The following is a 25899-nucleotide window of genomic DNA, read 5'->3' as shown; positions in this document are numbered from 1 at the left end:
GTGCCCCGGACCCCGACCGGCGAGTCGGTGATCGCCCGCGCCGTGCGGGTGCTCGCCGCCTTCACCGCCGAGGAGCCGGTGCTCTCCGTGGGCGAGGTCGCCCGCCGCAGCGGCCTGCACGTGGCGACGGCGTCCCGGCTGGTCGCCGAGCTGGTCGCGCACGGGCTGCTGGAGCGCGGCCCGGACCGGCGCGTGCGGGTCGGCGTCCGGCTGTGGGAGCTCGGGGCGCGGACCGGGTCCACCGTGTCGCTGCGGGAGGCGGCCATGCCCTTCCTGGAGGACGTGCACGCGGTCGTCGGGCACCACGTGCAGCTCGGCGTGCTGGACGGCGAGGACGTCCTCTTCCTGGAGCGGCTGAGCGCCCGGGACGCGGTCGTCAACTTCTCCCGGATCGCCGGGCGGCTGGCGCTGCCCACGTCGTCGTCCGGGGTGGTGCTGCTGGCCCATGCGCCACCGGACGTGCAGGAGCGCGTGCTGGCACGGCCGCTGAGCCCGGTCACCCGGGCCGGCTTCGGCAGCCCCGCCCAGTTGCGATCGGCGCTGGCCGAGGTCCGGCGCACCTCCGCGGCCGTGCTCGCCGGTCACCAGCACCCGGACGCGACCGGGGTGGCGGTGCCGGTCCGCGACGCCCGGGGCGAGGTGGTCGCCGCCCTGTCGGTGATCGTGCCCAACGACGGTCGCGGCGGGAGCCTGGTCCCGCTGCTGCAGGCCACCGCGCGCGGGATCTCGCGGAGCCTGCGCGCGCCGAGGGGCTGACGGCCGGTCAGAACGGCCGGGCGTCATCCGGGAGGCCGCCGAGCGTGGCGTCGGGCGTCAGCATGACCACGCCTTGCGCGCAGCCGAGCACCGACAGACCGAGGACCAGCCGGGCGAGGATCCCGCGACGGCGCCGGCAGAGGTCCCCCGTCCTCGGGTCGATGGCGAACTCGGCGCGCAGCGGCGCCACGATGTCGAAGAACATCGTCGACTCGGACATGGCGACCCCCGCCTGAGGACGGCAGGTCTCCGTTGACCTGCACCCTGCGAGCAGTGTGGGGCCGACGGGCCTCCAGCAGAAGTCCCACGGCGTGCTCGACCTGCTCCGCGACCGGACCGGCACCCATTCCTGACCCGACGCTCCCCGGTGGTCGCGGGGAGGCGCCCTCAGCCGCTGTCGCGGACCGGCCGCGCCCTCCGCAGCGACGGGGACAGCCACCGGGCGCCCGGGCCGTCCCGCCCCGCCAGGTCGCCGGGGTTGGACAACGCGCAGCGGTCCAGCGACAGGCAGCCGCAACCGATGCACGAGCTCAGCCCGTCGCGCAGCTGGGTGAGCGCGGCGATCTGCTCGTCCAGCCGCGCCCGCCAGCCCGCCGACAGCTCCGCCCAGTCCCGGGCGGTCGGGGTGCGCCCGTCGGGCAGGGTCTCCAGCGCCGCCCGGATCTCGGCCAGCGACAGCCCGACGTTCTGCGCGGCACGGACGAACGCCAGCCGGCGCAGCACGCTGCGCGGGTAGCGGCGGGCGCCGCCCGCCGTCCGGGTCGAGCTGATCAGACCCTGGGCCTCGTACCAGCGCACCGCGGACGGCGCGAGGCCTGCCCGGGCGGCGATCTGCCCGACCGAGAACTCCATCTGGCGCCCCTTGACCTCAAGTCCCCTTGAAGTCTGAGGCTAGCGCCATGACACCCCCCACCGCACTGGTCACCGGCGCCTCGCGCGGCCTCGGTCTCGCCCTCGCCACCGCGCTGAACGCCGAGGGCTGGCAGCTCGTCCTGGACGCCCGGGGCGGCGACCGCCTGACCGCCGCCGTCGCCGGCCTGCCGTTCCCCGACCTGGTCACCGCACTGCCCGGCGACGTCGCCGACCCCACGCACCGCGCCGCGCTGGCCGCCGCCGTCCCGCCCGGGCTCGACCTGCTGGTCGCCAACGCCAGCGACCTCGGCCCCAGTCCGCTCCCCGCGCTCGCCGACCTGCCGCTCGATGCCTTCCAGCGGGTGCTCGCGGTCAACACCGTGGCCCCGCTGGCGCTCCTCCAGCTGCTGCTGCCCGCGCTCCGCCGGGCCGGCGGCCGGGTGCTGCAGGTCAGCTCCGACGCCGCCGTCGAGGCCTACGCCGGATGGGGCGGCTACGGCGCGAGCAAGGCCGCCCTCGACCAGCTCAGCAGGGTGCTCGCCGTCGAGGAGCCGGGCCTGCGGGTGTACGCGGTCGACCCCGGTGACATGGCCACCGAGATGCACCAGGCCGCGTTCCCGGGCGAGGACGTCGGCGACCGCCCCGCCCCGGAGAGCGTCGTCCCGGCGCTGCTCCGGCTGGTCTCCGGCGAGCTGCCGAGCGGGCGGTACCGCGCCGCGGAGCTGGCGCCCGCGGGAGCTCCGGCATGACCGCCCCGTTCACCCTCCCGCCCGGGTCGGAGGCCACCGCTCCCCCGGAACGGCGCGGACTGGCCCGGGACGGCGTCACGCTGCTGGCCGCCCGGCCCGGCGCCGTGACGACCCACCGGTTCCGCGAGCTGCCGGACCTGCTGGCACCCGGCGACGTCGTCGTGGTCAACACCTCGCCGACCGTCCCGGCCCGGCTGGACGCGGTGCGCGGCGACGGCACCGTCACCCCGGTCCACGTCGCCACCACGCTCGAGGACGGCAGCTGGGTGGTCGAGGTCCGCCGTCCGGACAACACCGGACCCGACCTGGGCGTGGAGCCGGGATCGGTGCTGCAGCTGCCCGGTGGCGTCGACCTGCGGCTGGTCGCGGCGTTCCCGGTGCCCGGCTCCCGGCTGTGGCGGGCCGGCACCGACCCGGCGGTGGCCGCCGCGACGCACCTCGCCCGGCACGGGACGCCGATCCGGTACGGCTACCTGGCCCGCGCCGTCCCGCTCGCCGCCCTGCAGAACGTGTACGCCACCCCGGTCGCCTCCGCGGAGCTGGGCAGCGCGGAGATGGCCAGCGCCGGGCGGCCGTTCACCGACCGGGTGCTGGTCCGGCTGATGGCCCGCGGGATCGCGGTGCTGCCGCTCGTGCTGCACACCGGCGTCTCCAGCCCGGAGCTGCACGAGCCCCCGGCGCCGGAGCGGTACGCCGTCCCGGCGGCCACCGCCCGGATCGTCACCGGCACCCGCGCCGCCGGCGGTCGGGTCGTCGCGGTCGGCACCACGGTCACCCGGGCGCTGGAGACGGCCACCGGCGAGGACGGCGTGACCCGCCCCGCGTCGGGCTGGACCGACCTGGTGCTCGGCCCGGACCGACCGGCCAGGGTCGTCGACGGCCTGGTCACCGGGCTGCACGCGGCCGAGGCCAGCCACCTGCAGCTGCTCGCCGCGGTCGCCGGGGTCGACCTCGTCGACCAGGCGTACCGGACGGCGGTCGCCGCGCACCTGCTCTGGCACGAGTTCGGCGACTCGATGCTCTTCCTCCCCTGAGGACCGGCCTCACCCGACGAGCAGCGCGATGGCGAGGAAGTGGCAGGTGGCAGCGGCGCAGACGAAGGCGTGGAAGACCTCGTGGTAGCCGAACACCGTCGGGAACGGGTCGGGACGGCGGAGGTGGTAGGCCACGGCGCCGGTGACGTACAGGCCCCCGCCGGTGAGGACGAGGACCGCGGCGGCGACACCGCCGTTGACCCACAGCGCCGGCAGACCGAGCACGGGAACCGCACCCAACCCGACGAACGCGCTCCCGACGAGCCACTCGGGTGCGTCCATCCGGACCAGGTGCGTGCCGATCCCCACCGCGGCGAGGGACCACACGAGGACCAGGCACACCAGGCCGTAGGTGCCGGGGACGGCGAGGAGGAACACCAGGGTGGCCGTCCCGGCGATCGACAGGGTGATCATCACGTGGTCGGCACGCTGCAGGACGGCGGTGGCGGCCGGACCCCAGTTGCCCCGGTGGTAGAGGGCACTGACCCCGAACAGCCCGCTGAGGCAGAGGACGTAGACCCCGACGCCCACCACCTGCCGGGGACCGTGCGCGGCGAGCACCAGCAGGGTCCCGGCGACGAGGGACACCTCGAACCAGGCCAGGTGCAGCCAGCCGCGCAGCAGCGGCTTGGGGTGGTGCAGGCCACGACGGGAGTCGTAGTGCAGCGTCACGTGCGTCCCCTGCCCCGCCACCGACAGCGCGGGGGTCAGCGGCAGGTCGGTGACCTGGTGGGGACGCACGGTCACGCCGTCCGCCGACGGGGGCGGCCCCCGTCCTCTGCGGCGCGGTGACGGGCACGGTGGACCCCGCGCGCCTCCCGCGGTGACCGCGGCTCCGGGTGCACTCCTCCCCGCCGACCGAGGGAGACCTGCAGCCAGGAGGACCCGCCGGTGCGTTCACGGCGCGGGTCCTGGCCGAGATCCGGCGCCGGGCCCCGGTCGCCGGCGGGGACACGGGCGACGCCCGGCCTCGACGCGCTCGCCGACGGCGAGCAGGGGGTGAGGGCCATCCGGTGTCACCAGCGCCCGACGAGGGCACCTGGGTGGGCCTCTGCACGGCTCCGCGGTGTCCGGCGGTGACGCCCCTTCTGATGGCCGTCGACGCCACGCCGGGGCCGTCCGGGCGGCGACTCGTGCCCAGCAGGGTCAGGAAGTCCCGAGAGGTGGTGGCCCCGAGGACCAGCCGCTGCTCCTGAGAACGGCCATGTTGGCCACCATGGCCCCGGGAGCGTCCGCGGAGGACGCCTGTCCTCATCGGCGCCGGGCCCGGGAGGCCGCCCTCGGCGGTGGTGTTGCTCCCGACACCCCCGTCGAGCACCCTGTGCCCACCGGCGGCGCGCCTCGGCACGGCCGCCCGGGACCACCGAGACGAGGGGTTGCCCGGCATGTACGCCCGAACCACGACCGTCCACGGCGACCCGCGCGAGCTGGCGACCGGCACCGCCTACGTCCGGGACGAGTCCATGCCGGCGCTCCGCGGGATGGCCGGCTGCGTCGGCCTGTCCATGCTCGCCCACCGCGACTCCGGCCGGTGCGTGGTCACGACCTCCTGGCGGGACGAGCAGGCGCTGACCGCCAGCCGGGACGGCGTCCAGCCGCACCTGGAGCGGACTGCCGCGGCGCTCGGCGGGCGACCGGAGGTGGCGGAGTGGGAGATCGCCGCGATGCACCGGGTCCCCGAGGCACAGCCCGGGGCCTGCTCCCGCGTCACCTGGCTGCGGACCGACCCCGACGCCGTCCAGCGCGCGGTGGACGCGGTCCGGCTGTCCCTGATGCCCAAGCTCGACGACCTGCCCGGCTTCTGCAGCGTGAGCGTGATGGTGCGCCGCGCGGACGGCCTGGCCGTGTCGGCGGTGTCCTACGACAGCTGGGCGGACCTGGAGCAGGCGGGCGAGGGGGCGCGGCAGTTCCGCGAGGAGTTCGCGCCGGCCCGCGGCATCGACGTCGTGGACACCGCCGACTTCGACCTGGTGCTCGCCCACCTGGGCGTCCCCGAGACGATCTGAGCGCCGCTCAGCTGGGGCGACCCGGCAGCTCCTCCCATCCCCCGGACGGCGACACGACCGCGGTCACCGGCCGGTCGTGCGCCTCGGCGGGCAGCTCGTCGACGCGTTCGCCGTCGAAGAGGAGAGCGACGAGGACCGCGTCGGATCTGGCGTGCACGAGCGAGGTGTCGTAGTACCCGCCGCCGCGGCCCAGCCGGGTCCCGGCGCGGTCCACCGCGAGCGCCGGGACGACGACGACGTCCGCGGTGCCGAGCGCGTCGGGGCCCAGCCGCGGGCCGACCGGCTCCAGCAGGCCGAAGCGGCCCGGTGCCAGCCGGCCGCTGCCCACCGCCCAGTCCAGCGTGCGACCTCCCGGCGGGACGACCGGCAGCAGCACCCGGGCGCCGAGCCCGGCGAGGGCGGCCGGGAGACGGCCGTGCCCGGGCTCGGTGGCATCGGGGACGAAGGCCGCCAGCGTGCGCACCCCCGCCAGCGCCTGCACCAGGATGTCCGCCACCGCGGCCGCGGCCGCGCGGCCCTGCTCGGCGGGAAGCGCCCGACGGCGCCCGAGCAGGCGTTCGCGGAGCACGGCCTTGGCGAGGACCGGCGCGGCTGGATCGACCACCGGGGCAGCGTAGGGCCGCTGTCCGGGGCCGGCCGCTACCTTGCTGCCCATGCCGCGTACGCAGCCCGTCGACGGGTTCTCGCTCGCCTACGACCGCTCCGGCAGCGGGCCGGCCGTGGTGCTGCTGCACGGCTGGCCCGGGAGCCGGGACGACTTCCGGCTGGTCCGGCCGCTGATCGACGAGGGAGCCGACGTCGTCGTGCCGGACCTGCGCGGGTTCGGGGAGTCCGACAAGCACGCCGTGGACCCGGACGAGGCCTACTCGGGGGCGGCCCAGGCCCGCAGCGTCCTCGGGCTCCTCGACGAGCTCGCCCTCGGACCCGTCGTCCTGGCCGGGTACGACATCGGCAGCCGGATCGCCCAGACCATCGCGCAGACGTCGGCGGACCGCGTCCGGGCGCTGGTCATCACCCCGCCGACGCCCGGCGCGGGTCGCCGCGTGCTGGACCCCGCCGCGCAGACGGAGTTCTGGTACCAGCACCTCCATCGACTGCCGCTGGCCGGCGAGCTCCTCGACGGCCACCCGGACGCCGTCCGCAGCTACCTGCGGCACTTCTGGACGCACTGGTCGGGACCGTCGTTCACCCCGTCCGACGACGCCCTCGACCGGCTGACCGCCGACTACGCGCAGCCCGGTGCGTTCACCGCCTCGATCGGCTGGTACCGCGCCGGGCCGGGCATCCTCGCGCGGGGTCTGGCCGAGCGCGCCCCTGAGCCCGCCGACCGCCTCCGGGTCCCGGTGCACCTGCTCTGGCCGGGCCACGACCCGCTGTTCCCGCCGGAGTGGGGTGACCGGCTGGGCGAGTTCTTCGCCGACGTGGCCGTCACACCGCTGCCCGATGCCGGGCACTTCGTGCCGGTCGAGGCGCCGGAGGCGTTCGCCGCGGCGGTCCGCGCCGCGCTGACCGGCGTCGGCCCGGGGTAGCCGGGCCCGGCCACCCGTGGGCTCACCGGCCGGCGGCGGCCAGCGCTGCCCCGAGCCGCGGGTACACCCGGCGGACGTTGCCCTCGAAGACGGCGGTCCGCGCCGCGTCGTCCAGGGCTGCCGCCTCGACGTAGCGGCGGGTGTCGTCGAAGTGGTGTCCCGTGCCCGGGTCGATGCCCCGCACCGCGCCCACCATCTCCGAGCCGAACAACACGTTGCCCGTGTCGACGACGTCGAGCAGCAGGTCGATGCCGGGCTGGTGGTAGACGCAGGTGTCGAAGAAGACGTTGCCCATCACGTTCGTCTCCACCGGCGGCCGCTGCAGCATGTCCGCCAGACCGCGGTACCGGCCCCAGTGGTAGGGCACCGCTCCCCCACCGTGCGGGATGACCAGCCGCAGGTCCGGCAGGTCGGTGAACAGGTCGCCCTGGACCAGCTGCATGAACGCCGTGGTGTCGGCGTTGATGTAGTAGGCGCCGGTGGCGTGGAAGGCCGGGACGGCGGACGCCGACACGTGCACCATCGCCGGGACGTCGAGGGAGATCATCTCCTCGTAGAACGGGTACCAGCTGCGGTCGGTCAGCGGCGGCGAGGACCAGTGCCCGCCGCTGGGATCGGGGTTGAGGTTGCAGCCGACGAACCCGAGCTCCTCCACGCACCGCCGCAGCTCGGCGATCGAGCCCTCGATCGGCGCGCCGGGGGACTGCGGCAGCTGGCAGACCCCGGTGAAGCGGTCCGGGTAGAGCGTGGTGACCCGGTGGACGAGGTCGTTGCTGCGGCGGGTCCACTCCAGGCTCACCGCCTCGTCGCCGAGGTGGGGGCCCATCGCCGAGGCCCGCGGGGAGAAGACGGTGAGGTCGATGCCGCGGGAGTCCATCAGCCGCAGCTGGCTGCCCTCGATCGTCTCGCGGATCTCGTCGTCGCTGATCGAGGGGTAGGCCGGTGCTGCCTCACCTGCCTCCCAGGCGGCGAGCTGCTGCTCCCGCCAGGCGGTGTGCGCCGCCGGAGCGGTCGTGTAGTGGCCGTGGCAGTCGATGATCATCGGGCGCTCTCCTGCTGTCGGTCGCGGAGCTCGGTGAGCAGGTCTCGGGCGGCCGCGGCGATCCGCGGCTGCACCCCGAGCTCGGTCAGCTGCTCGGTGGCGGCGGCCATCTCGTCGGCCCGCCGGCGGGCGTGCCGGTGCGTGCCGTCGACCAGCCGGTCGATGGTGGCCTCGTCGAAGCCGGCCAGCTCCGCGCTGATGTTGGCGCGCAGCCAGTCGCCGCAGCCGGCGGCCTCCCCGGCGGCCAGCGCCTCCACCACGGCGGCGGCCAGCCCCTTGTAGAAGACGCTGCGCAGCAGCTTGCGGGAGATCGCCTCACCCACCGGTCCCGGCTGCACGGCCACCTGAGCGCCGAGCGGCATCACCAGCTCGGCGAAGCGCGCGGCGGCCGGGCCGGACACCAGCATCGGGGTGCGCAGCCCCTTGCCGGGCACCGGCGCCATCAGCGCGACGTCGACGACGTCGACGCCGCTGCCCGCCGCCTCCGCCAGCGCGACCTTCACCCCGGGCGAGGCGGTGTTGAGGTCGGCCCAGACCGTGCCCGGCCGCAGGCCCGGCAGCGCGTTGGTCAGCGCCGTCAGCGCGTCGTGCGAGCTGTTGGCGCTGAGCACCAGGTCGGCGTCCCGGACGGCGTCGGCCTCGTCGGCGCGGGCGGCCACCCCCTCGACGGAGGACACCCGCGGGTCGTAGCCGCGCACGTCGGCGCCGGCGGCCACCAGGTCGCGGCCGATCTCCGAGCCGGCCTCCCCCAGCCCGAGCAGGGCCACCCGCAACGGTGCCCTCACGCGGGGCTCTCCCCCACCGGCGGCGTGCCGTGGGTGTGGAAGGTGGAGATGGTCTGCAGCCCCCAGGCCTGGCCCTTGGCCCGCTCGGCCGCCGACCAGTCGATCGGCTGCCAGTCCGGCGCCAGCACGAGCCGCGCACCCGGGTTGTCCAGCTCGATCCGGTTGCCCGCCGGGTCCCAGACGTAGAGGAAGAAGCTCTGCTGGATGGTGTGCTTGTGCGGGCCGGTCTCGATGTGGATGCCGTGCTCCAGCGCCAGGTCGGCGGCCCGCAGGACGTCGTCGCGGCTGTCGACGGCGAAGGACAGGTGGTGCAGCCGTCCCGAGGTCCCGGTGTTGTCCCGGGTCCAGACGGCGTCGTAGCCCTTGTTGGTGAAGGTGAGCCAGCTGCCGGCGACGCCGTCGTCGAGCACGATCTGCTCGGTGACCATGCCGCCGAGGGTGTCCCGCGCGAAGTCGCGGTTGGCCACGGGGTCCACGCCCAGGTAGTTGATGTGGTCGATCCGGCGGACGCTCACCCCGCGGCCGGGGTAGGCCTGCGCCTGGTTCTTCAGCGCCGGCTTGAGGTCGCCCTCCGGCCGGTACCACTCCGTCTCGTGGTAGACGCCCATCTCGTGGCCGTCGGGGTCGGTGAACACGTACACCGGCCCGTAGCCGGGGTCGCCGTCCTGCCAGCCCCTGCCCAGCCCGGTGGCCTCGATGGCGGCGACCCGGCGCTCCAGCGCCTCCGGCGTGCTGGCCCGGAAGTTGGTCCGGCCCACCCCGGGCTGCGAGGCGGCGGTCAGCTTGATCGTGGTGTTCTCGTAGTCGTCCCAGGCGCGCAGGAACACCGAGTCACCGGACCTGCCGTTCTCGGTCATGCCCAGGTAGCGGACGTAGAAGTCCAGGCACTCCTCGGGCTTGTCGGTGAGGACCTCGACGTGGGCGAGGTGGGCGATGTCGTGCAACGGGGGCACAGCTGACTCCAGGTCGTCGTCGGTCGGGGTGTTCAGGCGCGCGGGAACGCGGTGCCGTCGAAGAGCTTGCGGGCGGTGCGCACCACGCCGGAGCGGACGACCCGCGGCGGCGTGACCTCGTCGTCGACGACGACGTCGACCAGCAGGTGACCGGTGGGGTGCTCGACGTCCACCTGGGAGGTGTCCCGCGGCCAGTCCTCGGTGAGCTCGTGCCCCACCGCGCCCGGCAGCAGCATGCCGGTGACCACGCTGACCGCGCCCAGCACGCCGATCGAGGTGTGCGGCTGCACCGGGATGAAGGAGCGCGTGCTCACCTGGCCGCCGTCCCGCGGCGCGGCGAGCAGCACGGTCTTCGGCACCGAGGCCGTCGACACGTCGCCCATCCCCATCAGCTCGGCCGCCTTGCGGCGGAGGACGTCGATGCGCTCCAGCAGCGCGGTGTCGGCGGCGAGGTCCTCGTGCGACTCGTGCCCGGTCAGCCCGAACGAGTCGGCCCGGGCCAGCACGACCGGCATGCCGTTGTCGACGCAGGTGACCTCGATGCCCTCCACGGTGTCCCGGACCTGCCCGGTGGGCAGCAGGGCCCCGGTCGCCGAGCCCTCCGTGTCGGTGAACGCGAGCACCACCGGCGCGGCCGTCCCCGGCACGCCGGCGATCTCGACGTCGCCGCGGTACTCGACCCGGCCGCCCGGCGTCGGGAAGGTGGCGACGGCGACGCTGTCGGAGTTCACCATCCGGATGCGCACGCTGGTCTCGCCGTCGCCGGCGGGCACCAGCCCGCGCTCGACCGCGACGGGCCCGACCCCGGCGAGGATGTTGCCGCAGTTCTGCCGCTCGCTGACCGTCGCCTCGTCCACGCCGAGCTGCAGGAACAGGTAGTCGACGTCGACGTCGGGGTGGTCGGAGGGTGAGAGGACCGCCACCTTGCTGGTCAGCGTGGTGGCCCCGCCCAGCCCGTCGATCTGCCGCGGGTCGGGGGTGCCCATCAGCCGCAGCAGCAGGTCGTCGCGCTCGGCGGGGTCGGCGGGCAGGTCGCGGGCCTCGAGGTAGAGCCCGCGGGAGGTGCCGCCGCGCAGCATCGTGCAGCGGACGCCGGTGTCGTCGTAGCTCATCGCCCCTCCGCCCACTTCTCGTGGGAGACGTACTCGATGCCGAAGTCCGCCAGCTTGCCGCGCAGGCCGTAGCGGTCCAGGCCGAGCTCGCCCTGGCCGAAGGCCGCACGGCTGGCGGCCTCCTTGTCCAGCCGGGCCCGGGAGGCGGCCAGCGCCCGCGGCACGTCGCCGCGCGGCACCACCAGCACGCCGTCGTCGTCGGCGACGACCACGTCGCCCGGCACGATCTGCTGGCCGCCCAGCACGACCGGCACGTTGACCGCCCCGGCGGTCGCCTTCACCGAGCCCTGCGCGCTCACCGCGGTCGACCAGGCGGGGAAGCCCATCTCGCGGAGCTCGGCGACGTCGCGGACCCCGCAGCCCAGCACCACGCCCCGCACCCCGCGGTGCGCCAGCGCCGTGGCGAACAGCTCGCCGAACAGCCCGTCGGTCGACGGGGAGTTGGTCGCGACCACGAGCACGTCGCCCGGGCGGCACTGCTCGACGGCCACGTGGATCATCAGGTTGTCCCCCGGCCAGCACAGCACCGTCACGGCGGTGCCGCCGATGCGCGCCCCGGACCAGGCGGGGCGGAACCCCGGTCCCAGGTAGCCGACCCGGCCGAGCGCCTCGTGGACGGTGGCCACCCCGAACCCGCCGAGCGTCTCGGCATCGCCGGCGTCGGCGCGGGGTGGGTCGGTGACGACGACGTTCTTCATGCGGGTCCTCCGGGGGTGCGGGTCGGCTCGGACAGTGCCGCGATGACGCTGCGGAAGTGGTCGACGGTGGCGGCCTCGGCGCGGTCGGGATCGCCGGCGGCGATCGCGTCGACCACCGCGGTGAGCTCGCGGAGGCTGACCTGCGGCCGCCCCGGTCGGAGCGAGAGCTGGAACTGGTGGCGGACCACCTGGGCCTGCAGCCGGTCGACGAGGCCGGCCGCGACCGGGTGGCGTGCCGCGTCGCGCACGAGGCCGTGGAGCTGGGAGATGAGGTCCGAGTACTTCAGCAGGTCACCGGCACCCACGGCATCGCCCATGACGTGCAGCTGCGCCCGCAGCTGGACGACCTGCTCGCCGGTGACGCGCTCGGCTGCCTTGCGCGCGAGCAGACCCTCGAGCACCATCCGGCACTCGGTCGTCGCGACCGCCTCCTCGACGGTCACGACCCGGACCCGCGCGCCTCGGTTGGGGATGCGCTCGACCAGGCCGTCGGCGATCAGGGCGTCGATGGCCGACCGGACGCTGCTGCGGTTCACGCCCGTCCGCTCGGCCAGTTCGGCCTCGACCAGCCGGTGTCCCGGGGGCATGTCGCCCCGGAGGATCGCCGCGCGGAGAGCGCCCTGGGCTGCGTCCCGTGCTGCCGCTGCCATCGAGTCCTCCTCCCGGTCCGACGACGAACCTAGGACGGCGTTGACAGGATCGTCAACCATCGTGTCGACCGTGCACGGCCGGGCGCAGGTGACCGGGCCGCCCGGGGCGGGGTGCGCTATGAAGTCCTGGGCGAGCCGCATCCCGACCTGCTCGTCCGGGGACCAGCGACCACGGGGGCGCACGTGAACCAGACGGACCTGCGCGGCAGCGTCGCGCCCGGCACGGTCGTGCTGGTCACCGGCGGCGCGCGCGGCATCGGCGCCGGCCTGAGCCGGCACCTGGCGTCCCAGGGAGCGGCCGTGGTGACGGCTGACGTCGTCGAGCCGACCGCGGACGCGGACGGCCTGGACGTCACCCACGTGCGGGCCGACGTGAGCGATGAGTCGTCGTGGCGGCAGCTCGTGGCAGCGGTGCTCGACCGGCACGGCCGCATCGACGCACTGGTCAACAACGCCGCGATCTACCAGGGGCTGGGCGCCAAACGGCCGTTCACCGACATCACGGTCGAGGAGTGGGACCGGGTCATGTCGGTGAACACCCGGGGCGTGTGGCTCGGGATGCGGGCGGTCCACCCGGTCATGAAGGCCCAGGGGCGAGGCCGCGTGGTGAACATCGCCTCGTCCACGGTGCACATGGGGGTGCCGTACTTCGCCCACTACACGGCCTCCAAGGGCGCGGTGATCGCGCTGACCCGCAGCATCGCCCGGGAGGTCGGCGCGGACGGCATCACGGTGAACGCCGTCGCGCCCGGGCTGGTCGAGACCGAGGCCACCCGCGCCCTCAACGACGAGGACTACCTGGCGGCGTCGGCCGGACGCCGCGCCGTCCCGCGCCGGATGGAGCCCGGCGACCTGGCGCCGGTGGTGTCCTTCCTGTGCTCGGACGGCAGCGGGTTCATCACCGGGCAGACGCTGGTCGTGGACGGCGGGGTGACCTTCAGCTGAGCCCGGCGGGTCCCCCCAGCGGGGCCTGGTCCGCCAGCAGGGTGCTGCGCAGGAAGGCACTCACCGCTCCCAGGACCGGCGGGGTGTCGAAGGCAGGGTCCTCGTGGTTGGCGCCGGCGAGCAGCAGCAGGTTCGCCGGGACCCCCTGCGCCCGGAGCTCGCGGTGGAGGGTGCGGCTGTGCTCGGCCGGCACGAGCCCGTCCCGGTCCCCGTGCGTCAGCAGGAACGGCGGGGCACCGGGGTGCACGTGGGTGACCGGGCTCGCGGCCCGGGCCGCGGCTGCCACCTCCCGCACCGACGCGGCGCCCAGCAGCCGGGCCTCCTGGGAGGGGACGTCTCGTGGACCGGTGACGAAGGGGGGCAGCGGCCCGGCCGGCACGTCGGTGTCGCGCAGGGTCAGGTCGGTGACCGGGAACCAGCACACGGCGGCCTGCACCGAGCTGTCCCCGAGCTCGGGGTCGCGCTCGTCCGGGCACAACGCCAGGAGCGCGGCGAGGTGGCCGCCCGCCGACCCGCCCCAGACCCCGACCCGGTCGGCGGCGAGGCCGAGGTCGGCGGCGTTCCGGCGCAACCACCGGACCGCGGCGCGGGCGTCGTCGAGCGGCGCGGGGAACGTCGCCTCACCGCTCAGCCGGTACTGCACGGCTGCGATCGCCACCCCGGCCGCGGCCACCGGCAGCAGCCGTTCCGCGGCCCGGGCGCTGCGCGACCCCCGCAGCCAGCCGCCCCCGTGCAGCCACACGCACACCGGGGCGGGCCGGATCGCCGGGAGGTACAGGTCCAGCTGCAGCTCGATCCCCGGCTCGCTGCGGTACACCACGTCCCGCCGCACCGTCACCTCGGATCCGGCCCCGGGAGGCGCCGGGCTCCCGGTCACGTCAGGCCCCCACGCCGGCGGCGACCCCGCGGACGGCGGGGACCACCTCGTCGCGGAACAGCCGGACCGAGCGCAGGGACGTCGCGGGGTCCAGGGACCCCCAGGCGAAGGCGCCGGCGACGTGGTTCACCTCGCCGTCGGTGACGGCCTCGGCCACCTGCCGGGCGACCGTCTCCGGCGAACCGGCGTACAGCTTGCCCTCCGCGAGCAGCTGGTCGACGTCCAGCGGTCGGGTGCGCTGCTCGTCGCCGTGCAGCCGCCAGAGGTGGGTGAAGTTGCTGTGGTGGTCGGCGAAGGCCGGCCGGAGCAGGGCCAGCGCCTCGTCGTCGGTCGGCGCGACGAGCACGTGCCGCATCATCCCGAACCGGGGTGTCACCCCGGGCAGGCCGTACCGGACCTCCCCGCGCTCGCTGGACGCCCGGAAGCGGTCGAAGAAGAGCCTGCTCTGCTCCCGGACGGCGGCCAGCGGCGGGGAGAAGAAGCCGAAACCGAAGATCACGTTGTAGCCCTCCTCCCCCAGCCGCGGGATCGAGGCGGGGTTGGACGTCGGGTACCACAGCGGCGGGTGCGGCCGCTGGCGCACCGACACGTGCAGCGCGACCGCCTCGCCGCCGGGACCCGGGCGCACGAAGACCCCGGTCTCCAGGGCCGCGAGGACAGCCGGCATCAGCTCCTCGAAGCGGTCCGCGGCCTGCGCTGGGGTCAGCCCGAACATCGCGGCCTCGTGCGGGGAGGACCCCTTGCCCACCCCGATCTCCAGCCGCCCGCCGCTGAGCTGGTCGAGCATGCAGATCTCCTGCACCAGCCGCAGCGGGTCGTACAGCGGCACGATGAACGTGGTCGGCGCCAGCCGGATCCGCTCGGTCGCCTGGGCGGCTGCGGCCAGGAAGAGCGCCGGCGAGGGGGCCAGCCCCAGCGGGGTGCCGTGGTGCTCGGCCAGGTGGTAGATGCTGAAGCCGCCCCGGTCGGCCTCGGCCAGCAGGCGCAACCGGCTCCGGTAGACCTCCCCCGGTGTCCTCCCGGGGGCTGCGTCGATCCAGTCGAAGAGACCGAAGGTGACGTCCTGCTGGGTGTCCGTCGCGCCCGGGTCAGGCGACATCGCGGGGGTCCTCACGTCCTGGGTGGGCAGCGACCCGCGCCGGCTGCCGACGCGGGTCTCCTGCTGCGGGGAACGGCTGAGCGGGTCGGGGCCCGGGACGGTGTCCCGGGCCCCGACCAGCTGCGGGCTCAGTACGCGGTGACCGGCTTGAAGCCCGCCTGCCCGTCGTACTGGACCAGCTGGACCGTCGAGATGGCCGCGTCGTCGTTCGTGGTGGTGTCCACGGTGATGCCGTCGAGCAGCAGCGGCGCCTGGAAGCCGCTGATGGACTTCAGCGCGGTCATGAACGACTCTCGGGTCGGCTTCTCCATGTTCTGGAAGGCCTCGTCGAGCACGGCACCCTCGGTGTAGCTCCAGGTGCAGTGCGGTGTGTACGTCGACGCGATCTTCGACCCGTACTTCGTGAACGCGTCGTTGTAGGCGATGACGTCCTCGTCGGCGGCGAACGCCGGCGAGTTCGGGTTCTTGGAGAACGACGGCGTGTAGACGCCCGGGTAGGCGGCCGCGCCACCGGGCTGCAGGATGGTCCCCGGCGTCGAGGTGTTCGAGGGCAGGAAGATGCGCGGCAGCCAGCCGAGCGACTGCGCCTTGGTGAGCACGCCGACCTGCAGCGGGGTGACCGACACGGCGCTCAGCAGCACGTCGGCCTTGCTCGCCGCGAGCTCGGTCACCTGGGCGTCGAGGGTCGTGTCGGTCGGCTCGTACGTCGCATCGGCGACGATCTCCACCTGGCTGCCCTCGATGGCCTCGTTGAACCCGTCCAGGTAGCTCTGGCCGAAGTCGTCGTTCTGCGCCAGCGTCGCCACGGTGAGCGGCTGGTTGGCGTTCGCGAGCAGCTCACCGAAGGCGCGGCCCTCTGTGGCGTAGGTGGGCACGAACCCCGTCGTCCAGGGGTGCGCCTCCTGGTCCTCGGAGAAGGTGCGGGCGCCGGTCGTGAGCAGCACCTGCGGGATCTCCTCCTCCTCGGCGATGGGCATGACGGCCGCGTTGGTCGGCGTGCCCAGCGCCCCGACGTAGGCGAAGATGTTGTCGTTGACCAGCTGGCGGAAGTTCGACACCGCCTTGGCCGGGTCGTAGGTGTCGTCGAGGTAGGTGAAGTCGACCTGCCGGGTCTTGCCGTCACCGAACTCGAACCCGCCGGCGGCGTTCTTCGCCTCGATGTAGGCGTCCAGCCCGGCGACCGTGCACGACCCCGGCCCCGCGGTGGGGCCGCTGAGCGGGCTGCTGATGCCGAGGCTGATCGAGTCGTCGGTGATGCCGGGGCTCGCACCGGAGTCGTCCCCGCCCGGGCCGCCCGTCGCGGGGTCGCGGGTGCAGCCGGACACGAGCAGTGCGGCGATGCCGACAGTGGCGACCACGCCACTGGCACGTGCCGCGTTCCGGGTCTTCGTCATTGAATCGCCTCTTTCAGGTCAGGGGTGCTACTCGGTGGTGGCGGTCGACGATGCGGGCGCGCGGTGCGTCGCATCGTCCGGGGTGGGGGCGCCGGCCGCTGGCTGCGGACGACGACGGAGGAGGGACGCCAGCCGGCGCGGCAGGGACACCAGCCCGGCGGGCAGCAGGAACAGCACCGCCAGCAGGATGGCGCCGGAGATCAGCGCGGTGCGCGAGGAGTTCACCTGACCGGCGAGCACCGGCACCAGCACGTAGTACGCGGCGCCGAGCGCGGTGCCCACGATGCTCGCCGAGCCGCCGATCACCATGGCGGCGACCAGGTTGATCGAGGTGAAGAAGGTCAGGGTCTCCGGCGAGGTGTACTGCACCACGGCGAGGTACATGAACCCCGACACGCCACCGAGCAGGGACGCGATCGTGAAGGCGAGCACCTTGGTCCGGTACGGCGAGACGCCCATCGAGAGCGCGACCGCCTCGTTCTCCTTGACGATGGCGAAGGACCGGCCGATGCGGCCCCGGACCAGGTTGTGGGCCAGCGCGAAGGCCACCACGGCGATGACCACCACGACGTAGTAGCGCCACTGGTCGTTGGCCAGCCCGGTCGCCTCCGGTGCCCGCAGCCAGCTGACCACGCGACCCTGCGACCCGCCGGTCAGGTCGGTGAGCCGCCGGGCCAGCGGGACGCCCACGATCGGCAGGGCCAGGGTGATCATCGCCAGCGCGAGCCCGCGCAGCCGGGCAGCCGCGAGCGCCACGAGCATCCCGACCACGGCCGGGATGACCGCGCAGAGCACCAGCGACAGCACCGGCGGCCAGTCGTGCAGGACCCCGTAGGCCGCGATGTAGGCACCGAGTCCGAGGAAGGCGCTCTGGCCCAGCGACACCTGTCCGGTGTAGCCCATCACGATGTTGAGGCCCAGGATCGCCACGGCGAACACCGCGATCGAGGACAGCTGGTAGTTGATGTAGGGGCTGGAGACCAGCGGCGCCAGGACGAGCACGACGGCCAGCACGACGAGCCCGGCGATGCGCCGCGGGCGGGAGGCGAAGAACGTGTTCATCAGACGCGCACCGTGACCTTCCGGCCGAACAGCCCCTGTGGTCGCACGATGAGGATCACGATCACGGCCACGAAGGGCACCGCGATCTTCAGGTCGTCACCGATGAAGTCCAGGTAGGCCCCGGCGAGGTTCTCCACGACTCCGATGAAGGCGGCCGCGACCACGGCGCCGACCGGCGAGTCCAGGCCGCCGAGGATCGCCGCCGCCAGGGCGTAGACGAGCACGAAGTCGAGCATCCCGGGGCTGATGAACAGCTGCGGGGCGACGAGCACGCCGGCGATCGCACCGAGCGCCGCGGCCAGGCCCCAGCCGATCATCAGCAGCCGGCTGACCGGCAGACCGGACAGTGCCGACGACTGCGGGTTGTCCGCGACCGCCCGCATGGCCAGGCCGAGCTTGGTGTACCGGAACAGCAGCTGCAGCGCCGCCATGATCACCAGCAGCACCGCGATCGTGCCGATCGAGCGCAGGCTCACGAACGCCCCGAGGAAGCCGATCGTCCGGTTGGGGAACAGCGACGGGAACGGGTGCGGCTCGTAGCCGAAGAACAACGCGGACAGGCCGGTGAGCAGCACGAGCAGGGCGATGGTCGCCACCACCGCGGTGTCGGGGTCACCACCCTCGAAGTGCCGCATCACGACCCGCTCCAGCACGCCGCCGAGGACGAACCCGAACACCACCGCGGCGATCAGCGCGAGCAGGACGGGCACCCCGGCGCGGGTCAGCGCGAACGCCACGAAGGTGGCCGCGACGGCCATGCCGCCCTGCGCGAAGTTGACCAGTCCGGTGGCCCGGAAGACCAGCACGATGGCCAGCGCGATCGCGGCGTAGATCGCCCCGTTGGACAGCCCGTCCACCACGACCTGGATGAAGTACGACATCTAACCCCCCAGGTACGCGCGGCGAACGGCGTCCATGCCCATGAGCTCGTCCCGGCTGCCGCTCAGCGCGACCCGGCCGGTCTCCAGCACGGTGGCGTCGTCCACCACCGAGAACGCCAGGTTGGCGTTCTGCTCCACCACGACCATCGACACCTGCGCCTCGTGGCGCAGCCGCACGATCGCGTCGTACACCCGGCGGGCGGTGCTGGGGGCGAGCCCGAGGGAGGCCTCGTCGAGCAGGATCACCCGCGGCTTGGCCATGAACGCCCGGGCCACCGCCAGCATCTGCTGCTCACCGCCGGAGAGGGCCGCGGCGTTCGACTTCACCCGTTGCTGCAGGTTGGGGAACAGGTCGAGCACGTAGTCGACGTCGGTCGCGATCTGCTTGCGGTCGCGGCGCTGGTAGGCGCCCACGAGCAGGTTGTCCCGCACGCTGAGCTGTCCGATGGTGCCCCGGCCCTCCGGCACGTGGGCGATGCCCAGGTGCGCCGTCCGGTCGGGACCGAGGCCGCTGATGTCGCGCCCCTCGAAGAGGATCCGGCCGGTGGTGCGCACCATGCCGCTGATCGCCCGCAGCGTGGTCGTCTTCCCGGCTCCGTTGGCACCGAGCAGCCCGGTCGCGCCGTTCTCCGGCAGGGAGAAGGAGATCCCGTGCAGCACCTGCGCGTGACCGTAGGCGGCGGTGACGTCCTCGAGCTCGAGCAGGCTCATCGCGCGACCTCCTTGCCCAGGTAGGCCTCCACCACGCGCGGGTCGGACTGCGCCTGAGCGGCGGTGCCCTCCATCAGCTTGGCGCCGTGGTCGAGGACGACCACCCGGTCGGTGAGCGCCGAGATCAGGCCCATGTGGTGCTCGACGACCACGACGGTCAGGTCGAAGTCGCGGCGCACCGCGCGGACGGTGCCGATGAGCTGCTCGACCTCGCCGTGCGAGAGGCCGGCGGCGGGCTCGTCGAGCAGCAGCAGGCGGGGGCGGGAGAGCAGTGCGCGGCACAGCTCGACGCCCTTGTGCAGCCCGTGCGAGAGCTCGTCGGCGGGCATCGCCGCCGCCCAGCCCAGGCCGGTCTGCTCGAGCAGCTGCAGCGCCGTGGCGCGGGCCTCGCGCTCACGCCGGCGGGTCGGCGGCAGCCGCAGCGCCCACGAGACGGGGCCGCCCGGCATCCAGGAGTGCGCCCCGAGCATGACGTTCTCCAAGACCGAGGCGTCCAGCCGCAGCGCCGGGTGCTGGAAGGTCCGCGCGAGCCCGAGCTTCGCCATCCGCCAGGCCGGGACGCGGACCGTCTCGGTCCCCTCGACCAGGATCGAGCCGGAACTGGGCTGGTAGTGCCCGCTGATGCAGTTGAACAGCGAGGTCTTGCCGGCGCCGTTCGGCCCGACCAGACCCAGGATGCCGCCCTGGGGCGCGTCGAAGGAGACGCCGTCGAGCACGGTGATGCCGCCGAAGTGCAGCGACAGGTCGCGCACGCTGAGAGCCGGTTGCGGCGCCTGGTGCTCCGTCGTTGTACCCATCCTGCCTCTCAGTCGTCATCGACCACGGGGTGCGCCGGGTGGTCGTCCTGGCGGGGTGCTGCGCGCGCGGAGTGCTGCGCGGCGCCGCCACCCGCCGCGACGCACTCGTCGAGGGTCCCGGTGGGGTGCCACCCGGCCGACGCCAGCAGTGCGGAGCGACCCGCCCGGGAGCACGCTACGAGACGTTAGCTGTGAGGACGGTCACGACAACGTCTCGATCCGCACCAACCGGCCCCTCGAGCGCGGATTCGGGACAATTGACTCAGCCGGCCCCGCCGGGCGCGGCGACGCCGTCCCTCCTCTTCCGCCCTCCGTCGAGGCCGGGGTCGACGACCGCCGCCGGGCCCGGTCCGGCGTGCCGTGCAGCCACCCCGGGACCGAGGCGGGCCGACGCGACATCTGACGTAGCCCGGGACGCCCCGGACGGCCGACCTGCGCCCGCCATCCGGCTGTGTCCGGCGCCACACCCCGCACCTATCCTCCAACGGTGGACTGCGTCCGGACCGCGGGCGCAACTGCCGGGCGGCGGGCCCGCGGCCCGGCCCCGGCCACGAGCCGCCGCACGGGGCGGCCGCGAGAGACGACACCAGAGACCACACGAGGACGGATGCACATGACCGCGAAGAACCTGCAGGAGCTCCTCGACCAGACCGGTGACACCGTCGGGATGCTGCGCAACTCCCAGATCGGCACCTACATCTACCCGGTGGTGCCTTCGGAGTTCACCAACTGGCGGCGGGAGCAGAAGGCCTGGCGGGAGACCGCCGTGCTCTTCGACCAGTCGCACCACATGTACAACACCTGGATCTCCGGGCCGGACGCGCTGAAGCTGATCTCCGACACCGGCATCAACAGCGTGGCCAACTTCCCGGTCAACATGGCCAAGCAGTTCGTCCCGGTCTCGCCCGAGGGCGGGGTCATCGGTGACGGGATCCTCTTCCACCTCGCCGAGGACTCCTACGTCTTCGTCGGCCGGGCCCCGGTCGCCAACTGGCTGGAGTTCCAGGGCTCCACGGGCTACGACGTCGAGGTGCGCAACGACCCGCGCTCGTCGTCGCGGCCCTACGGCAAGGCCGTGAGCCGCGACGTGTGGCGGTTCCAGATCCAGGGCCCCAACGCCTGGCCGGTGATCGAGAAGCTCCACGGCGGCGACCTGGAGCAGCTGAAGTTCTTCCGCATGTCGGAGATGAACATCGGCGGCGAGAAGGTGCGCACCCTGCGGCACGGCATGGCCGGCGCGCCGGGCCTGGAGATCTGGGGCCCCTACGAGTCCTATGAGAAGGTGCGCGAGACCATCCTCGAGGCGGGTGCGGAGTTCGGGCTGGAGCCGTGCGGGTCGCGCGCCTACTCCTCCAACACCCTCGAGTCGGGCTGGATCCCCTCCCCGCTGCCGGCCATCTACACCGCGGAGGAGCTCCGGGCCTACCGCGAGTGGCTCCCGGCCAACGGCTACGAGGCGACCAACGCGCTGGCGGGCAGCTTCGTCTCCGAGCGGATCGAGGACTACTACCTCAACCCCTGGGAGCTCGGCTACGGCTCGTTCGTGAAGTTCGACCACGACTTCATCGGCCGGGACGCGCTGGAGGCCATCGACCCGGCCAGCCAGCGCCGCAAGGTGACCCTCGCCTGGGACGACGAGGACATGACGAAGCTGTTCGGCGGGATCGTCGCCCCCGCACCGGGGTACCAGGTGTTCGACCTGCCCAACGCCAACTACGGGTCGTCGAACTTCGACTCGGTGATCGACGCCGACGGCACGGTGGTCGGCGCGTCGCTGTTCACCGGCTACAGCGCCAACGAGCGCAAGGGGCTGTCGCTGGCCACGGTCGACCCCAACGTGCCGATCGGGGCCGAGGTCCGGGTCGTCTGGGGCGAGCCGGACGGCGGCAGCGGCAAGTCGAACGTCGAGCCGCACGAGCAGTTCGCCGTGCGCGCCGTGGTGAGCCCGGCCCCGTACGCGGAGACCGCCCGGAGCGAGTACCACGGCGGCTGGCGGAGCGCGGCGGCCAGCTGACCCCGCGGTGGTCCGGGGCCGGTCGGCGGGGACTCCCCCGCCGGCCGGCCCCGGACCGCTTCCGCACCTGCAGCTGCGCCCGGCCCATCCGCGTCGTCCTGCCGGCAGCAGGTCTCCGGACGACGTCCCCACCGCCCTGAAGGGACCCCATGTCGTCGTCCGAGAGCCTCGCGACCGCGCTCGCCCGAGCGGGCAGCCCGGTGGAGTTGCTCCGCAACCTGGCCTTCCCGCCGAGCACCTTCCCGGTGCAGCCGGAGTTCACCAACTGGCGCACCGAGTCCCGCTCCTGGCTGGAGACCTGCGCCCTGCTCGACCAGTCCCACCACATGACCGACCTGTTCGTCGAGGGCCCGGATGCGCTGCAGCTGTTCAGCGACCTGGGGGTCAACAGCTTCGCGGCCTTCGGCCCGGGCAAGGCGAAGCAGTTCGTCGCGGTGGCGCCGGACGGCCACCTCATCGGCGACGCGATCCTGTTCCACCTCGAGGAGGGCTCGTTCGACCTGGTCGGGCACCCGATGGTGATCGACTGGGTGACGTTCCACCTGGAGCGGGGCGACCACGACGCCACTGCCGTGCGCGACGACAACTCGATCGTGCGCAGGTCCGGGCCGCCCAGGCTCTACCGGTACGAACTCCAGGGCCCGACCGCCGCCGCGATCGTCGAGCAGGCGACCGGCGCGCCGGCGCCCGACGTGAAGTTCTTCAACATGACGGGGTTCACCATCGCCGGCAAGGAGGTCCGCGGCCTGCGGCACGGCATGGCGGGCCAGCCGGGGTTCGAGCTGTTCGGACCCTGGGAGGACGGCGAGGCGGTGCTGGCCGCGCTGCTCGAGGCCGGCGCGGACCACGGCCTCGTGCGGGTCGGGGCAAAGGCCTACTCCACGACGAACCTCGGGTCCGGCTGGGTGCCGGCACCGCTGCCGGCCATCTTCGGCGACGACCCGCTGCTGGCCGAGTACCGCGAGTGGCTGCCCCTGTCGAAGGTCGGCTCCCTCGGCGGGAGCCTCGACTCCGCCGACATCGCCGACTACCAGCTGACCCCCCATGACATCGGCTACGGCAAGACGATCAAGTTCGACCACGACTTCGTCGGCCGGGAGGCCCTGGAGCGGACGGCGCAGACCACACCCTCGCGGACCAAGGTCACCCTGGTCTGGGACGCCGACGACGTCACGACCGCGGTCGGCTCGTCCTACCGGCCGGGCCCCGGTGCGAAGTACATCGAGATGCCCAAGGCCCGCTACGCCACCCACCACGAGGACCAGGTGCTCAAGGACGGGGAGCAGGTCGGCGTCTCGCTGGACTGCGGCTACCTCGCCAACGAGCGGCAGATGGTCTCTCTGGCCACCGTCGACACGGCCCTGGCCCAGCCGGGCACCGAGGTGACCGTCATCTGGGGCGAGCGGCCCGTCTCGGCGAAGCCGGCGGTGGAGGAGCACGAGCAGGTCCGGATCCGCGCCGTCGTCGCCCCGTGCCCCTACGACGCGCGCGACACCTACCGGGCCCGCTGACCCCCCTCGGTACCGGAGTCCCAGCGCGCGGCAGACGATGCGCTGGGACTCCGCTCAGCCGGCGCCGTTCTGGAACAGCGCGATGCCGGCCGCGGTGTTGGAGGCGGGCACGAAGTAGTCCGAGTGGACCTTGACGACCTCGTCGTCCAGCGCGCCGCGCATGACCAGCCACATGATCAGCTCGATCCCCTCGGCGCCGGCCTGCCGGATCAGCTCCTCCCGGGAGAGGGCGGCGAGCGAGGCGGGGTCGGTCTCGATCGCCGACATCCACCGGGCGTCGAACTCCGGGTTGATGAAGCCCGCCCGGGCCCCGGCCAGCTGGTGGGACATGCCGCCGGTGCCCAGCACCCCGACGGTGAGGTCCCCGGGGTAGCTCCGGATGGCCCGGCCGAGGGCCCGGCCGAGCGCGTAGCAGCGCGCGGCGGTGGGCTGCGGGTACTGGATGACGTTGACCAGCAGCGGGATGACCGGGCAGGGCCACGCGTCCCCAGGGTCCGGCGTCCACACCGACAACGGCACGGTGAACCCGTGGTCGACCTCCAGCTCCTGGAAGACCGTCAGGTCGAACTCCTCGTCGACCAGGCTCTCCACCAGGTGCAGCGCGAGCTCGGGGTGCCCGACGACGTCGGGGACCGGGCGCCGGCCGAAGCCCTCGTCGGCCACCTCGTACTCCTCGGCGGTCCCCAGCCCGAAGGTGGGGACGAAGTCCAGGTCGATGCCGTTGGCGTGGTCGTTGTAGACCACGATCGCCACGTCGGGCCGGTGCTCGGCCAGCCAGGCACGGGCCGGGGCGTAGCCGTCGAACAGCGCCTTCCAGTTCGGGTCCTCGGTCTTGCCGCGGTCCATCGCCGCGCCGATCGAGGGGACGTGCGAGGTCGCCAGACCCCAGATCACCTCAGCCATCCCGCCGGCCTCCTGCCCTCATCGCCGCCAGGAAGTCGTCCTCGCCCATGCCGGTGAACACGCCACCGAGGTACTGCATGGACCGGCCGTCCATCATCGCGAGCTTGTACACGTAGAAGATGCTGCCGCCCAGGTCGATCATCGCCTGCCAGTCGCGGGCCAGCACCGCCTGCTGCTGCTCGGGGCTGAGCCCGAAGCCCTGGCAGTAGCCGGCCTCGTCGGCGAGGAACCGCTCCCGGTTCTCGGCCGTGCGCAGGCTCATGAACAGCTTGTTCATCCGCAGCCCGCGCCGGCTGGTCTCGCCGTCGAAGATCGGGGTGCCCGACAGCCCGAAGCGGTCGGGCGCGGTCTCGCTCATCGGTGTTCCTCCCTCCCGCGCCGGTGCGCCACCGGCGGGCCCCGCGCTCACGTGCGCTCCTGCGGATGGGTGGCGAGCGCCTCGACGGTGACGTCGAGCCAGGGCGCCATCGGCAGGGACATCAACGCGTCGTGCAGCGCCGCCGGGTCGTCGGCCTCGTACAGACCGACGGTCGCGTTCCGCCCGGGCACCCGCCACAACCGCTTCAGCACCCCGGCCGCGCGCAGCTCCATCGCGCGCGCCCGCTCGGCGGCCCGCAGCTCCTCCCGGCGCTGCGCGGGCGTGTCGGGTGGCAACCGGTTCTCCGACCGGACCAGGAACTCCACGTCAGGCTCCCGTCTCCGCCGCGGGGACCGGCACCCGGCCGGCGATCTCGAGCAGCACGCCGGCCAGCTCCTCGGGCGCGGTGACCATCGCCTCGTGGCCGGTCGCCAGCTCGTGCACCGGCCAGCCGCGCTCCCGGGCGCGGTCGGCCTGGCCGGCGAAGACGCGCATCCAGCTCACGCACTCGACGAAGCTCGCCGGGACGTCGGCGACCGCGCCGGTCAGCCGCAGCGGGTCGGTGTAGGTCTTCCACGGGTGCGGGGTCAGCTTCGGCAGCAACCAGTCCACGTCGGTCTGCTCGCTCACGCCGAGCACCGACAGCTTGCGCACCGGGACCAGCCAGCCGAAGCCCTGCTCCGCCGCGGACCCCGCCCAGTGGTGCTCCACGGTCGGGGGCAGCAGGTCCCGCGCCGCCTCGCCGTCCTCCCCCACGAACGCGTCCAGGTAGACCCGCTGGGCGACGGTCCGGGGCAGCCGGTCGGCCACCGCGGTCACGACCTGCCCGGCGTAGCTGTGCCCGACGAGGACGACGTCGGCCAGGCCCAGCACGTCGATCAGCCGGACCACGTCCTCCACGTGCGTGTCCAGGCCCACCAGCGGCGAGAGCAGGTGCCCGCGCTCGGACAGCCCCGTCAGCGTCGGCGCGTGCACCTCGTGACCGGCCGCGCGCAGCCGCGGCGCCACCCGGTCCCAGCACCACCCCCCGTGCCATGCCCCGTGCACGAGGACGAACGTGGTCATGGCTCCCCTGTCCTGACGGCCCGCGACGTGCCTGCGCGCAGATGTGGTCCCGAGCACGATAAGCCCCGCGGTGAGCGGTCGGATCCGTCCGATGTCATGCCGCCGGGGCCGGAGCT

General features: G+C 73.9%; 29 protein-coding genes. 8 read left to right on the top strand and 21 right to left on the bottom strand.

Features of this window, described 5'->3' with window-relative positions:
- Window positions 1-756 carry an IclR family transcriptional regulator gene (locus tag FHL79_RS12385; RefSeq protein ID WP_246080701.1) on the top strand — a complete coding sequence of 252 codons (756 nt, stop codon included), beginning with the start codon at window positions 1-3 and terminating at the stop codon, window positions 754-756.
- 7 nt (window positions 757-763) lie between these two features.
- On the opposite strand, the gene FHL79_RS12380 is transcribed toward FHL79_RS12385, so the two are convergent.
- Window positions 764-976, bottom strand: coding sequence for a hypothetical protein (locus FHL79_RS12380; protein WP_138758898.1), 213 nt, complete (start codon window positions 974-976; stop codon window positions 764-766).
- Between the two features lie 167 nt (window positions 977-1143).
- A complete protein-coding gene (soxR, locus tag FHL79_RS12375) occupies window positions 1144-1608 on the bottom strand; it encodes a redox-sensitive transcriptional activator SoxR (protein WP_138758897.1) in 465 nt (154 codons plus the stop codon).
- 47 nt (window positions 1609-1655) lie between these two features.
- Here soxR and FHL79_RS12370 point away from each other — a divergent pair, with 47 nt between their 5' ends.
- Together FHL79_RS12370 and FHL79_RS12365 are read left to right on the top strand one after the other, a co-directional pair.
- Window positions 1656-2357: an SDR family NAD(P)-dependent oxidoreductase gene (locus FHL79_RS12370; protein WP_138758896.1), complete on the top strand. Its 702-nt coding sequence runs from the start codon at window positions 1656-1658 to the stop codon at window positions 2355-2357.
- A complete protein-coding gene (locus FHL79_RS12365) occupies window positions 2354-3391 on the top strand; it encodes an S-adenosylmethionine:tRNA ribosyltransferase-isomerase (protein WP_138758895.1) in 1038 nt (345 codons plus the stop codon). The genes FHL79_RS12370 and FHL79_RS12365 overlap by 4 nt, the downstream gene beginning before the upstream one ends.
- A gap of 9 nt (window positions 3392-3400) precedes the next feature.
- Here FHL79_RS12365 and trhA read toward each other — a convergent pair whose 3' ends face one another.
- Window positions 3401-4138 (bottom strand): PAQR family membrane homeostasis protein TrhA, encoded by a 738-nt coding sequence (gene trhA / locus FHL79_RS12360; RefSeq protein WP_171058141.1) that lies wholly within the window; start codon window positions 4136-4138, stop codon window positions 3401-3403.
- 638 nt (window positions 4139-4776) lie between these two features.
- On the opposite strand from trhA, the gene FHL79_RS12355 reads away from it, so the two are divergent.
- Window positions 4777-5397, top strand: coding sequence for an antibiotic biosynthesis monooxygenase (locus tag FHL79_RS12355; RefSeq protein WP_138758893.1), 621 nt, complete (start codon window positions 4777-4779; stop codon window positions 5395-5397).
- A gap of 7 nt (window positions 5398-5404) precedes the next feature.
- Here the strand turns inward: FHL79_RS12355 and FHL79_RS12350 are convergent, their stop codons facing one another.
- Complete coding sequence (locus tag FHL79_RS12350; RefSeq protein WP_171058140.1) at window positions 5405-6001, bottom strand: 5-formyltetrahydrofolate cyclo-ligase; 597 nt, start codon at window positions 5999-6001, stop codon at window positions 5405-5407.
- A gap of 49 nt (window positions 6002-6050) precedes the next feature.
- Between FHL79_RS12350 and FHL79_RS12345 the strand changes: the two genes are divergently transcribed.
- Complete coding sequence (locus FHL79_RS12345) at window positions 6051-6926, top strand: alpha/beta fold hydrolase (protein WP_138758891.1); 876 nt, start codon at window positions 6051-6053, stop codon at window positions 6924-6926.
- Window positions 6927-6948: 22 nt separating this feature from the next.
- Here FHL79_RS12345 and FHL79_RS12340 read toward each other — a convergent pair whose 3' ends face one another.
- The 6 genes from FHL79_RS12340 to FHL79_RS12315 are packed head-to-tail and all read right to left on the bottom strand — an operon-like array spanning window position 6949 to window position 12226.
- Window positions 6949-7968 (bottom strand): amidohydrolase family protein, encoded by a 1020-nt coding sequence (locus FHL79_RS12340; RefSeq protein ID WP_138758890.1) that lies wholly within the window; start codon window positions 7966-7968, stop codon window positions 6949-6951.
- Window positions 7965-8753 (bottom strand): NAD(P)-dependent oxidoreductase, encoded by a 789-nt coding sequence (locus FHL79_RS12335; protein WP_138758889.1) that lies wholly within the window; start codon window positions 8751-8753, stop codon window positions 7965-7967. The genes FHL79_RS12340 and FHL79_RS12335 overlap by 4 nt, the downstream gene beginning before the upstream one ends.
- On the bottom strand, window positions 8750-9706 hold the full coding sequence (locus tag FHL79_RS12330) for a VOC family protein (RefSeq protein ID WP_138758888.1): 957 nt from the start codon (window positions 9704-9706) through the stop codon (window positions 8750-8752). The genes FHL79_RS12335 and FHL79_RS12330 overlap by 4 nt, the downstream gene beginning before the upstream one ends.
- A gap of 32 nt (window positions 9707-9738) precedes the next feature.
- Complete coding sequence (locus FHL79_RS12325) at window positions 9739-10818, bottom strand: 4-oxalomesaconate tautomerase (RefSeq protein ID WP_138758887.1); 1080 nt, start codon at window positions 10816-10818, stop codon at window positions 9739-9741.
- The gene (locus FHL79_RS12320) at window positions 10815-11516 is read right to left on the bottom strand and encodes a 4-carboxy-4-hydroxy-2-oxoadipate aldolase/oxaloacetate decarboxylase (protein ID WP_138758886.1); all 702 of its coding nucleotides are present in this window, start codon (window positions 11514-11516) and stop codon (window positions 10815-10817) included. Before FHL79_RS12320 ends, FHL79_RS12325 begins: the two co-directional genes overlap by 4 nt.
- The gene (locus tag FHL79_RS12315; protein WP_246080699.1) at window positions 11513-12226 is read right to left on the bottom strand and encodes a GntR family transcriptional regulator; all 714 of its coding nucleotides are present in this window, start codon (window positions 12224-12226) and stop codon (window positions 11513-11515) included. The genes FHL79_RS12320 and FHL79_RS12315 overlap by 4 nt, the downstream gene beginning before the upstream one ends.
- 123 nt (window positions 12227-12349) lie before the next feature.
- On the opposite strand from FHL79_RS12315, the gene FHL79_RS12310 reads away from it, so the two are divergent.
- On the top strand, window positions 12350-13111 hold the full coding sequence (locus FHL79_RS12310; protein ID WP_138758885.1) for an SDR family NAD(P)-dependent oxidoreductase: 762 nt from the start codon (window positions 12350-12352) through the stop codon (window positions 13109-13111).
- On the opposite strand, the gene FHL79_RS12305 is transcribed toward FHL79_RS12310, so the two are convergent.
- From FHL79_RS12305 to FHL79_RS12275, 7 genes are all read right to left on the bottom strand, one after another.
- Window positions 13104-13949 (bottom strand): alpha/beta hydrolase, encoded by an 846-nt coding sequence (locus FHL79_RS12305; RefSeq protein ID WP_138758884.1) that lies wholly within the window; start codon window positions 13947-13949, stop codon window positions 13104-13106. The genes FHL79_RS12310 and FHL79_RS12305 overlap by 8 nt on opposite strands.
- A 40-nt stretch (window positions 13950-13989) precedes the next feature.
- Window positions 13990-15087 carry an LLM class flavin-dependent oxidoreductase gene (locus FHL79_RS12300; protein WP_138758883.1) on the bottom strand — a complete coding sequence of 366 codons (1098 nt, stop codon included), beginning with the start codon at window positions 15085-15087 and terminating at the stop codon, window positions 13990-13992.
- Between the two features lie 128 nt (window positions 15088-15215).
- Complete coding sequence (locus FHL79_RS12295) at window positions 15216-16481, bottom strand: ABC transporter substrate-binding protein (protein ID WP_138758882.1); 1266 nt, start codon at window positions 16479-16481, stop codon at window positions 15216-15218.
- Window positions 16482-16508: 27 nt separating this feature from the next.
- Window positions 16509-17543, bottom strand: coding sequence for a branched-chain amino acid ABC transporter permease (locus FHL79_RS12290; protein WP_138758881.1), 1035 nt, complete (start codon window positions 17541-17543; stop codon window positions 16509-16511).
- A complete protein-coding gene (locus FHL79_RS12285; protein ID WP_138758880.1) occupies window positions 17543-18424 on the bottom strand; it encodes a branched-chain amino acid ABC transporter permease in 882 nt (293 codons plus the stop codon). The genes FHL79_RS12290 and FHL79_RS12285 overlap by 1 nt, the downstream gene beginning before the upstream one ends.
- Complete coding sequence (locus FHL79_RS12280) at window positions 18425-19135, bottom strand: ABC transporter ATP-binding protein (RefSeq protein WP_138758879.1); 711 nt, start codon at window positions 19133-19135, stop codon at window positions 18425-18427.
- Window positions 19132-19887 (bottom strand): ABC transporter ATP-binding protein, encoded by a 756-nt coding sequence (locus FHL79_RS12275; protein WP_246080698.1) that lies wholly within the window; start codon window positions 19885-19887, stop codon window positions 19132-19134. Before FHL79_RS12275 ends, FHL79_RS12280 begins: the two co-directional genes overlap by 4 nt.
- A 658-nt stretch (window positions 19888-20545) precedes the next feature.
- Here FHL79_RS12275 and ligM point away from each other — a divergent pair.
- Window positions 20546-21946: a vanillate/3-O-methylgallate O-demethylase gene (gene ligM / locus FHL79_RS12270; RefSeq protein ID WP_138758877.1), complete on the top strand. Its 1401-nt coding sequence runs from the start codon at window positions 20546-20548 to the stop codon at window positions 21944-21946.
- A 149-nt stretch (window positions 21947-22095) separates the two neighbouring features.
- The gene (locus tag FHL79_RS12265; protein WP_138758876.1) at window positions 22096-23457 is read left to right on the top strand and encodes an aminomethyltransferase family protein; all 1362 of its coding nucleotides are present in this window, start codon (window positions 22096-22098) and stop codon (window positions 23455-23457) included.
- A gap of 54 nt (window positions 23458-23511) precedes the next feature.
- Here FHL79_RS12265 and FHL79_RS12260 read toward each other — a convergent pair whose 3' ends face one another.
- From FHL79_RS12260 to FHL79_RS12245, 4 genes are read right to left on the bottom strand one after another with little or no spacing between them, the layout of a single operon-like run.
- Entirely contained in the window at window positions 23512-24360 is an 849-nt protein-coding gene (locus FHL79_RS12260; RefSeq protein ID WP_138758875.1) for a class III extradiol dioxygenase subunit beta, read from the bottom strand.
- Window positions 24353-24718 carry a protocatechuate 4,5-dioxygenase subunit alpha gene (gene ligA, locus FHL79_RS12255; protein WP_171058139.1) on the bottom strand — a complete coding sequence of 122 codons (366 nt, stop codon included), beginning with the start codon at window positions 24716-24718 and terminating at the stop codon, window positions 24353-24355. Before ligA ends, FHL79_RS12260 begins: the two co-directional genes overlap by 8 nt.
- 47 nt (window positions 24719-24765) lie before the next feature.
- Window positions 24766-25044: a muconolactone Delta-isomerase family protein gene (locus tag FHL79_RS12250; protein ID WP_138758874.1), complete on the bottom strand. Its 279-nt coding sequence runs from the start codon at window positions 25042-25044 to the stop codon at window positions 24766-24768.
- A 1-nt stretch (window position 25045) separates the two neighbouring features.
- The gene (locus FHL79_RS12245) at window positions 25046-25783 is read right to left on the bottom strand and encodes an alpha/beta fold hydrolase (protein WP_138758873.1); all 738 of its coding nucleotides are present in this window, start codon (window positions 25781-25783) and stop codon (window positions 25046-25048) included.
- Window positions 25784-25899 lie beyond the last annotated feature (116 nt).

The organism is Modestobacter altitudinis (genome assembly GCF_005930475.1).
In the GTDB taxonomy this organism is placed as follows: Bacteria; Actinomycetota; Actinomycetes; order Mycobacteriales; family Geodermatophilaceae; genus Modestobacter; species Modestobacter altitudinis.
This window is presented reverse-complemented; position numbering and strand designations above follow the sequence as displayed.

Bases quoted from the DNA above. Each gene is read 5' to 3' on its own strand.
- FHL79_RS12380 (WP_138758898.1), bottom strand. From the start codon at position 976: ATGTCCGAGTCGACGATGTTCTTCGACATCGTGGCGCCGCTGCGCGCC.
- soxR (WP_138758897.1), bottom strand. From the start codon at position 1,608: ATGGAGTTCTCGGTCGGGCAGATCGCCGCCCGGGCAGGCCTCGCGCCG.
- FHL79_RS12370 (WP_138758896.1), top strand. From the start codon at position 1,656: ATGACACCCCCCACCGCACTGGTCACCGGCGCCTCGCGCGGCCTCGGT.
- FHL79_RS12365 (WP_138758895.1), top strand. From the start codon at position 2,354: ATGACCGCCCCGTTCACCCTCCCGCCCGGGTCGGAGGCCACCGCTCCC.
- FHL79_RS12355 (WP_138758893.1), top strand. From the start codon at position 4,777: ATGTACGCCCGAACCACGACCGTCCACGGCGACCCGCGCGAGCTGGCG.
- FHL79_RS12345 (WP_138758891.1), top strand. From the start codon at position 6,051: ATGCCGCGTACGCAGCCCGTCGACGGGTTCTCGCTCGCCTACGACCGC.
- FHL79_RS12340 (WP_138758890.1), bottom strand. From the start codon at position 7,968: ATGATCATCGACTGCCACGGCCACTACACGACCGCTCCGGCGGCGCAC.
- FHL79_RS12325 (WP_138758887.1), bottom strand. From the start codon at position 10,818: ATGAGCTACGACGACACCGGCGTCCGCTGCACGATGCTGCGCGGCGGC.
- FHL79_RS12320 (WP_138758886.1), bottom strand. From the start codon at position 11,516: ATGAAGAACGTCGTCGTCACCGACCCACCCCGCGCCGACGCCGGCGAT.
- FHL79_RS12315 (WP_246080699.1), bottom strand. From the start codon at position 12,226: ATGGTTGACGATCCTGTCAACGCCGTCCTAGGTTCGTCGTCGGACCGG.
- FHL79_RS12300 (WP_138758883.1), bottom strand. From the start codon at position 15,087: ATGTCGCCTGACCCGGGCGCGACGGACACCCAGCAGGACGTCACCTTC.
- FHL79_RS12295 (WP_138758882.1), bottom strand. From the start codon at position 16,481: ATGACGAAGACCCGGAACGCGGCACGTGCCAGTGGCGTGGTCGCCACT.
- FHL79_RS12290 (WP_138758881.1), bottom strand. From the start codon at position 17,543: ATGAACACGTTCTTCGCCTCCCGCCCGCGGCGCATCGCCGGGCTCGTC.
- FHL79_RS12285 (WP_138758880.1), bottom strand. From the start codon at position 18,424: ATGTCGTACTTCATCCAGGTCGTGGTGGACGGGCTGTCCAACGGGGCG.
- FHL79_RS12280 (WP_138758879.1), bottom strand. From the start codon at position 19,135: ATGAGCCTGCTCGAGCTCGAGGACGTCACCGCCGCCTACGGTCACGCG.
- ligM (WP_138758877.1), top strand. From the start codon at position 20,546: ATGACCGCGAAGAACCTGCAGGAGCTCCTCGACCAGACCGGTGACACC.
- FHL79_RS12265 (WP_138758876.1), top strand. From the start codon at position 22,096: ATGTCGTCGTCCGAGAGCCTCGCGACCGCGCTCGCCCGAGCGGGCAGC.
- FHL79_RS12260 (WP_138758875.1), bottom strand. From the start codon at position 24,360: ATGGCTGAGGTGATCTGGGGTCTGGCGACCTCGCACGTCCCCTCGATC.
- ligA (WP_171058139.1), bottom strand. From the start codon at position 24,718: ATGAGCGAGACCGCGCCCGACCGCTTCGGGCTGTCGGGCACCCCGATC.
- FHL79_RS12245 (WP_138758873.1), bottom strand. From the start codon at position 25,783: ATGACCACGTTCGTCCTCGTGCACGGGGCATGGCACGGGGGGTGGTGC.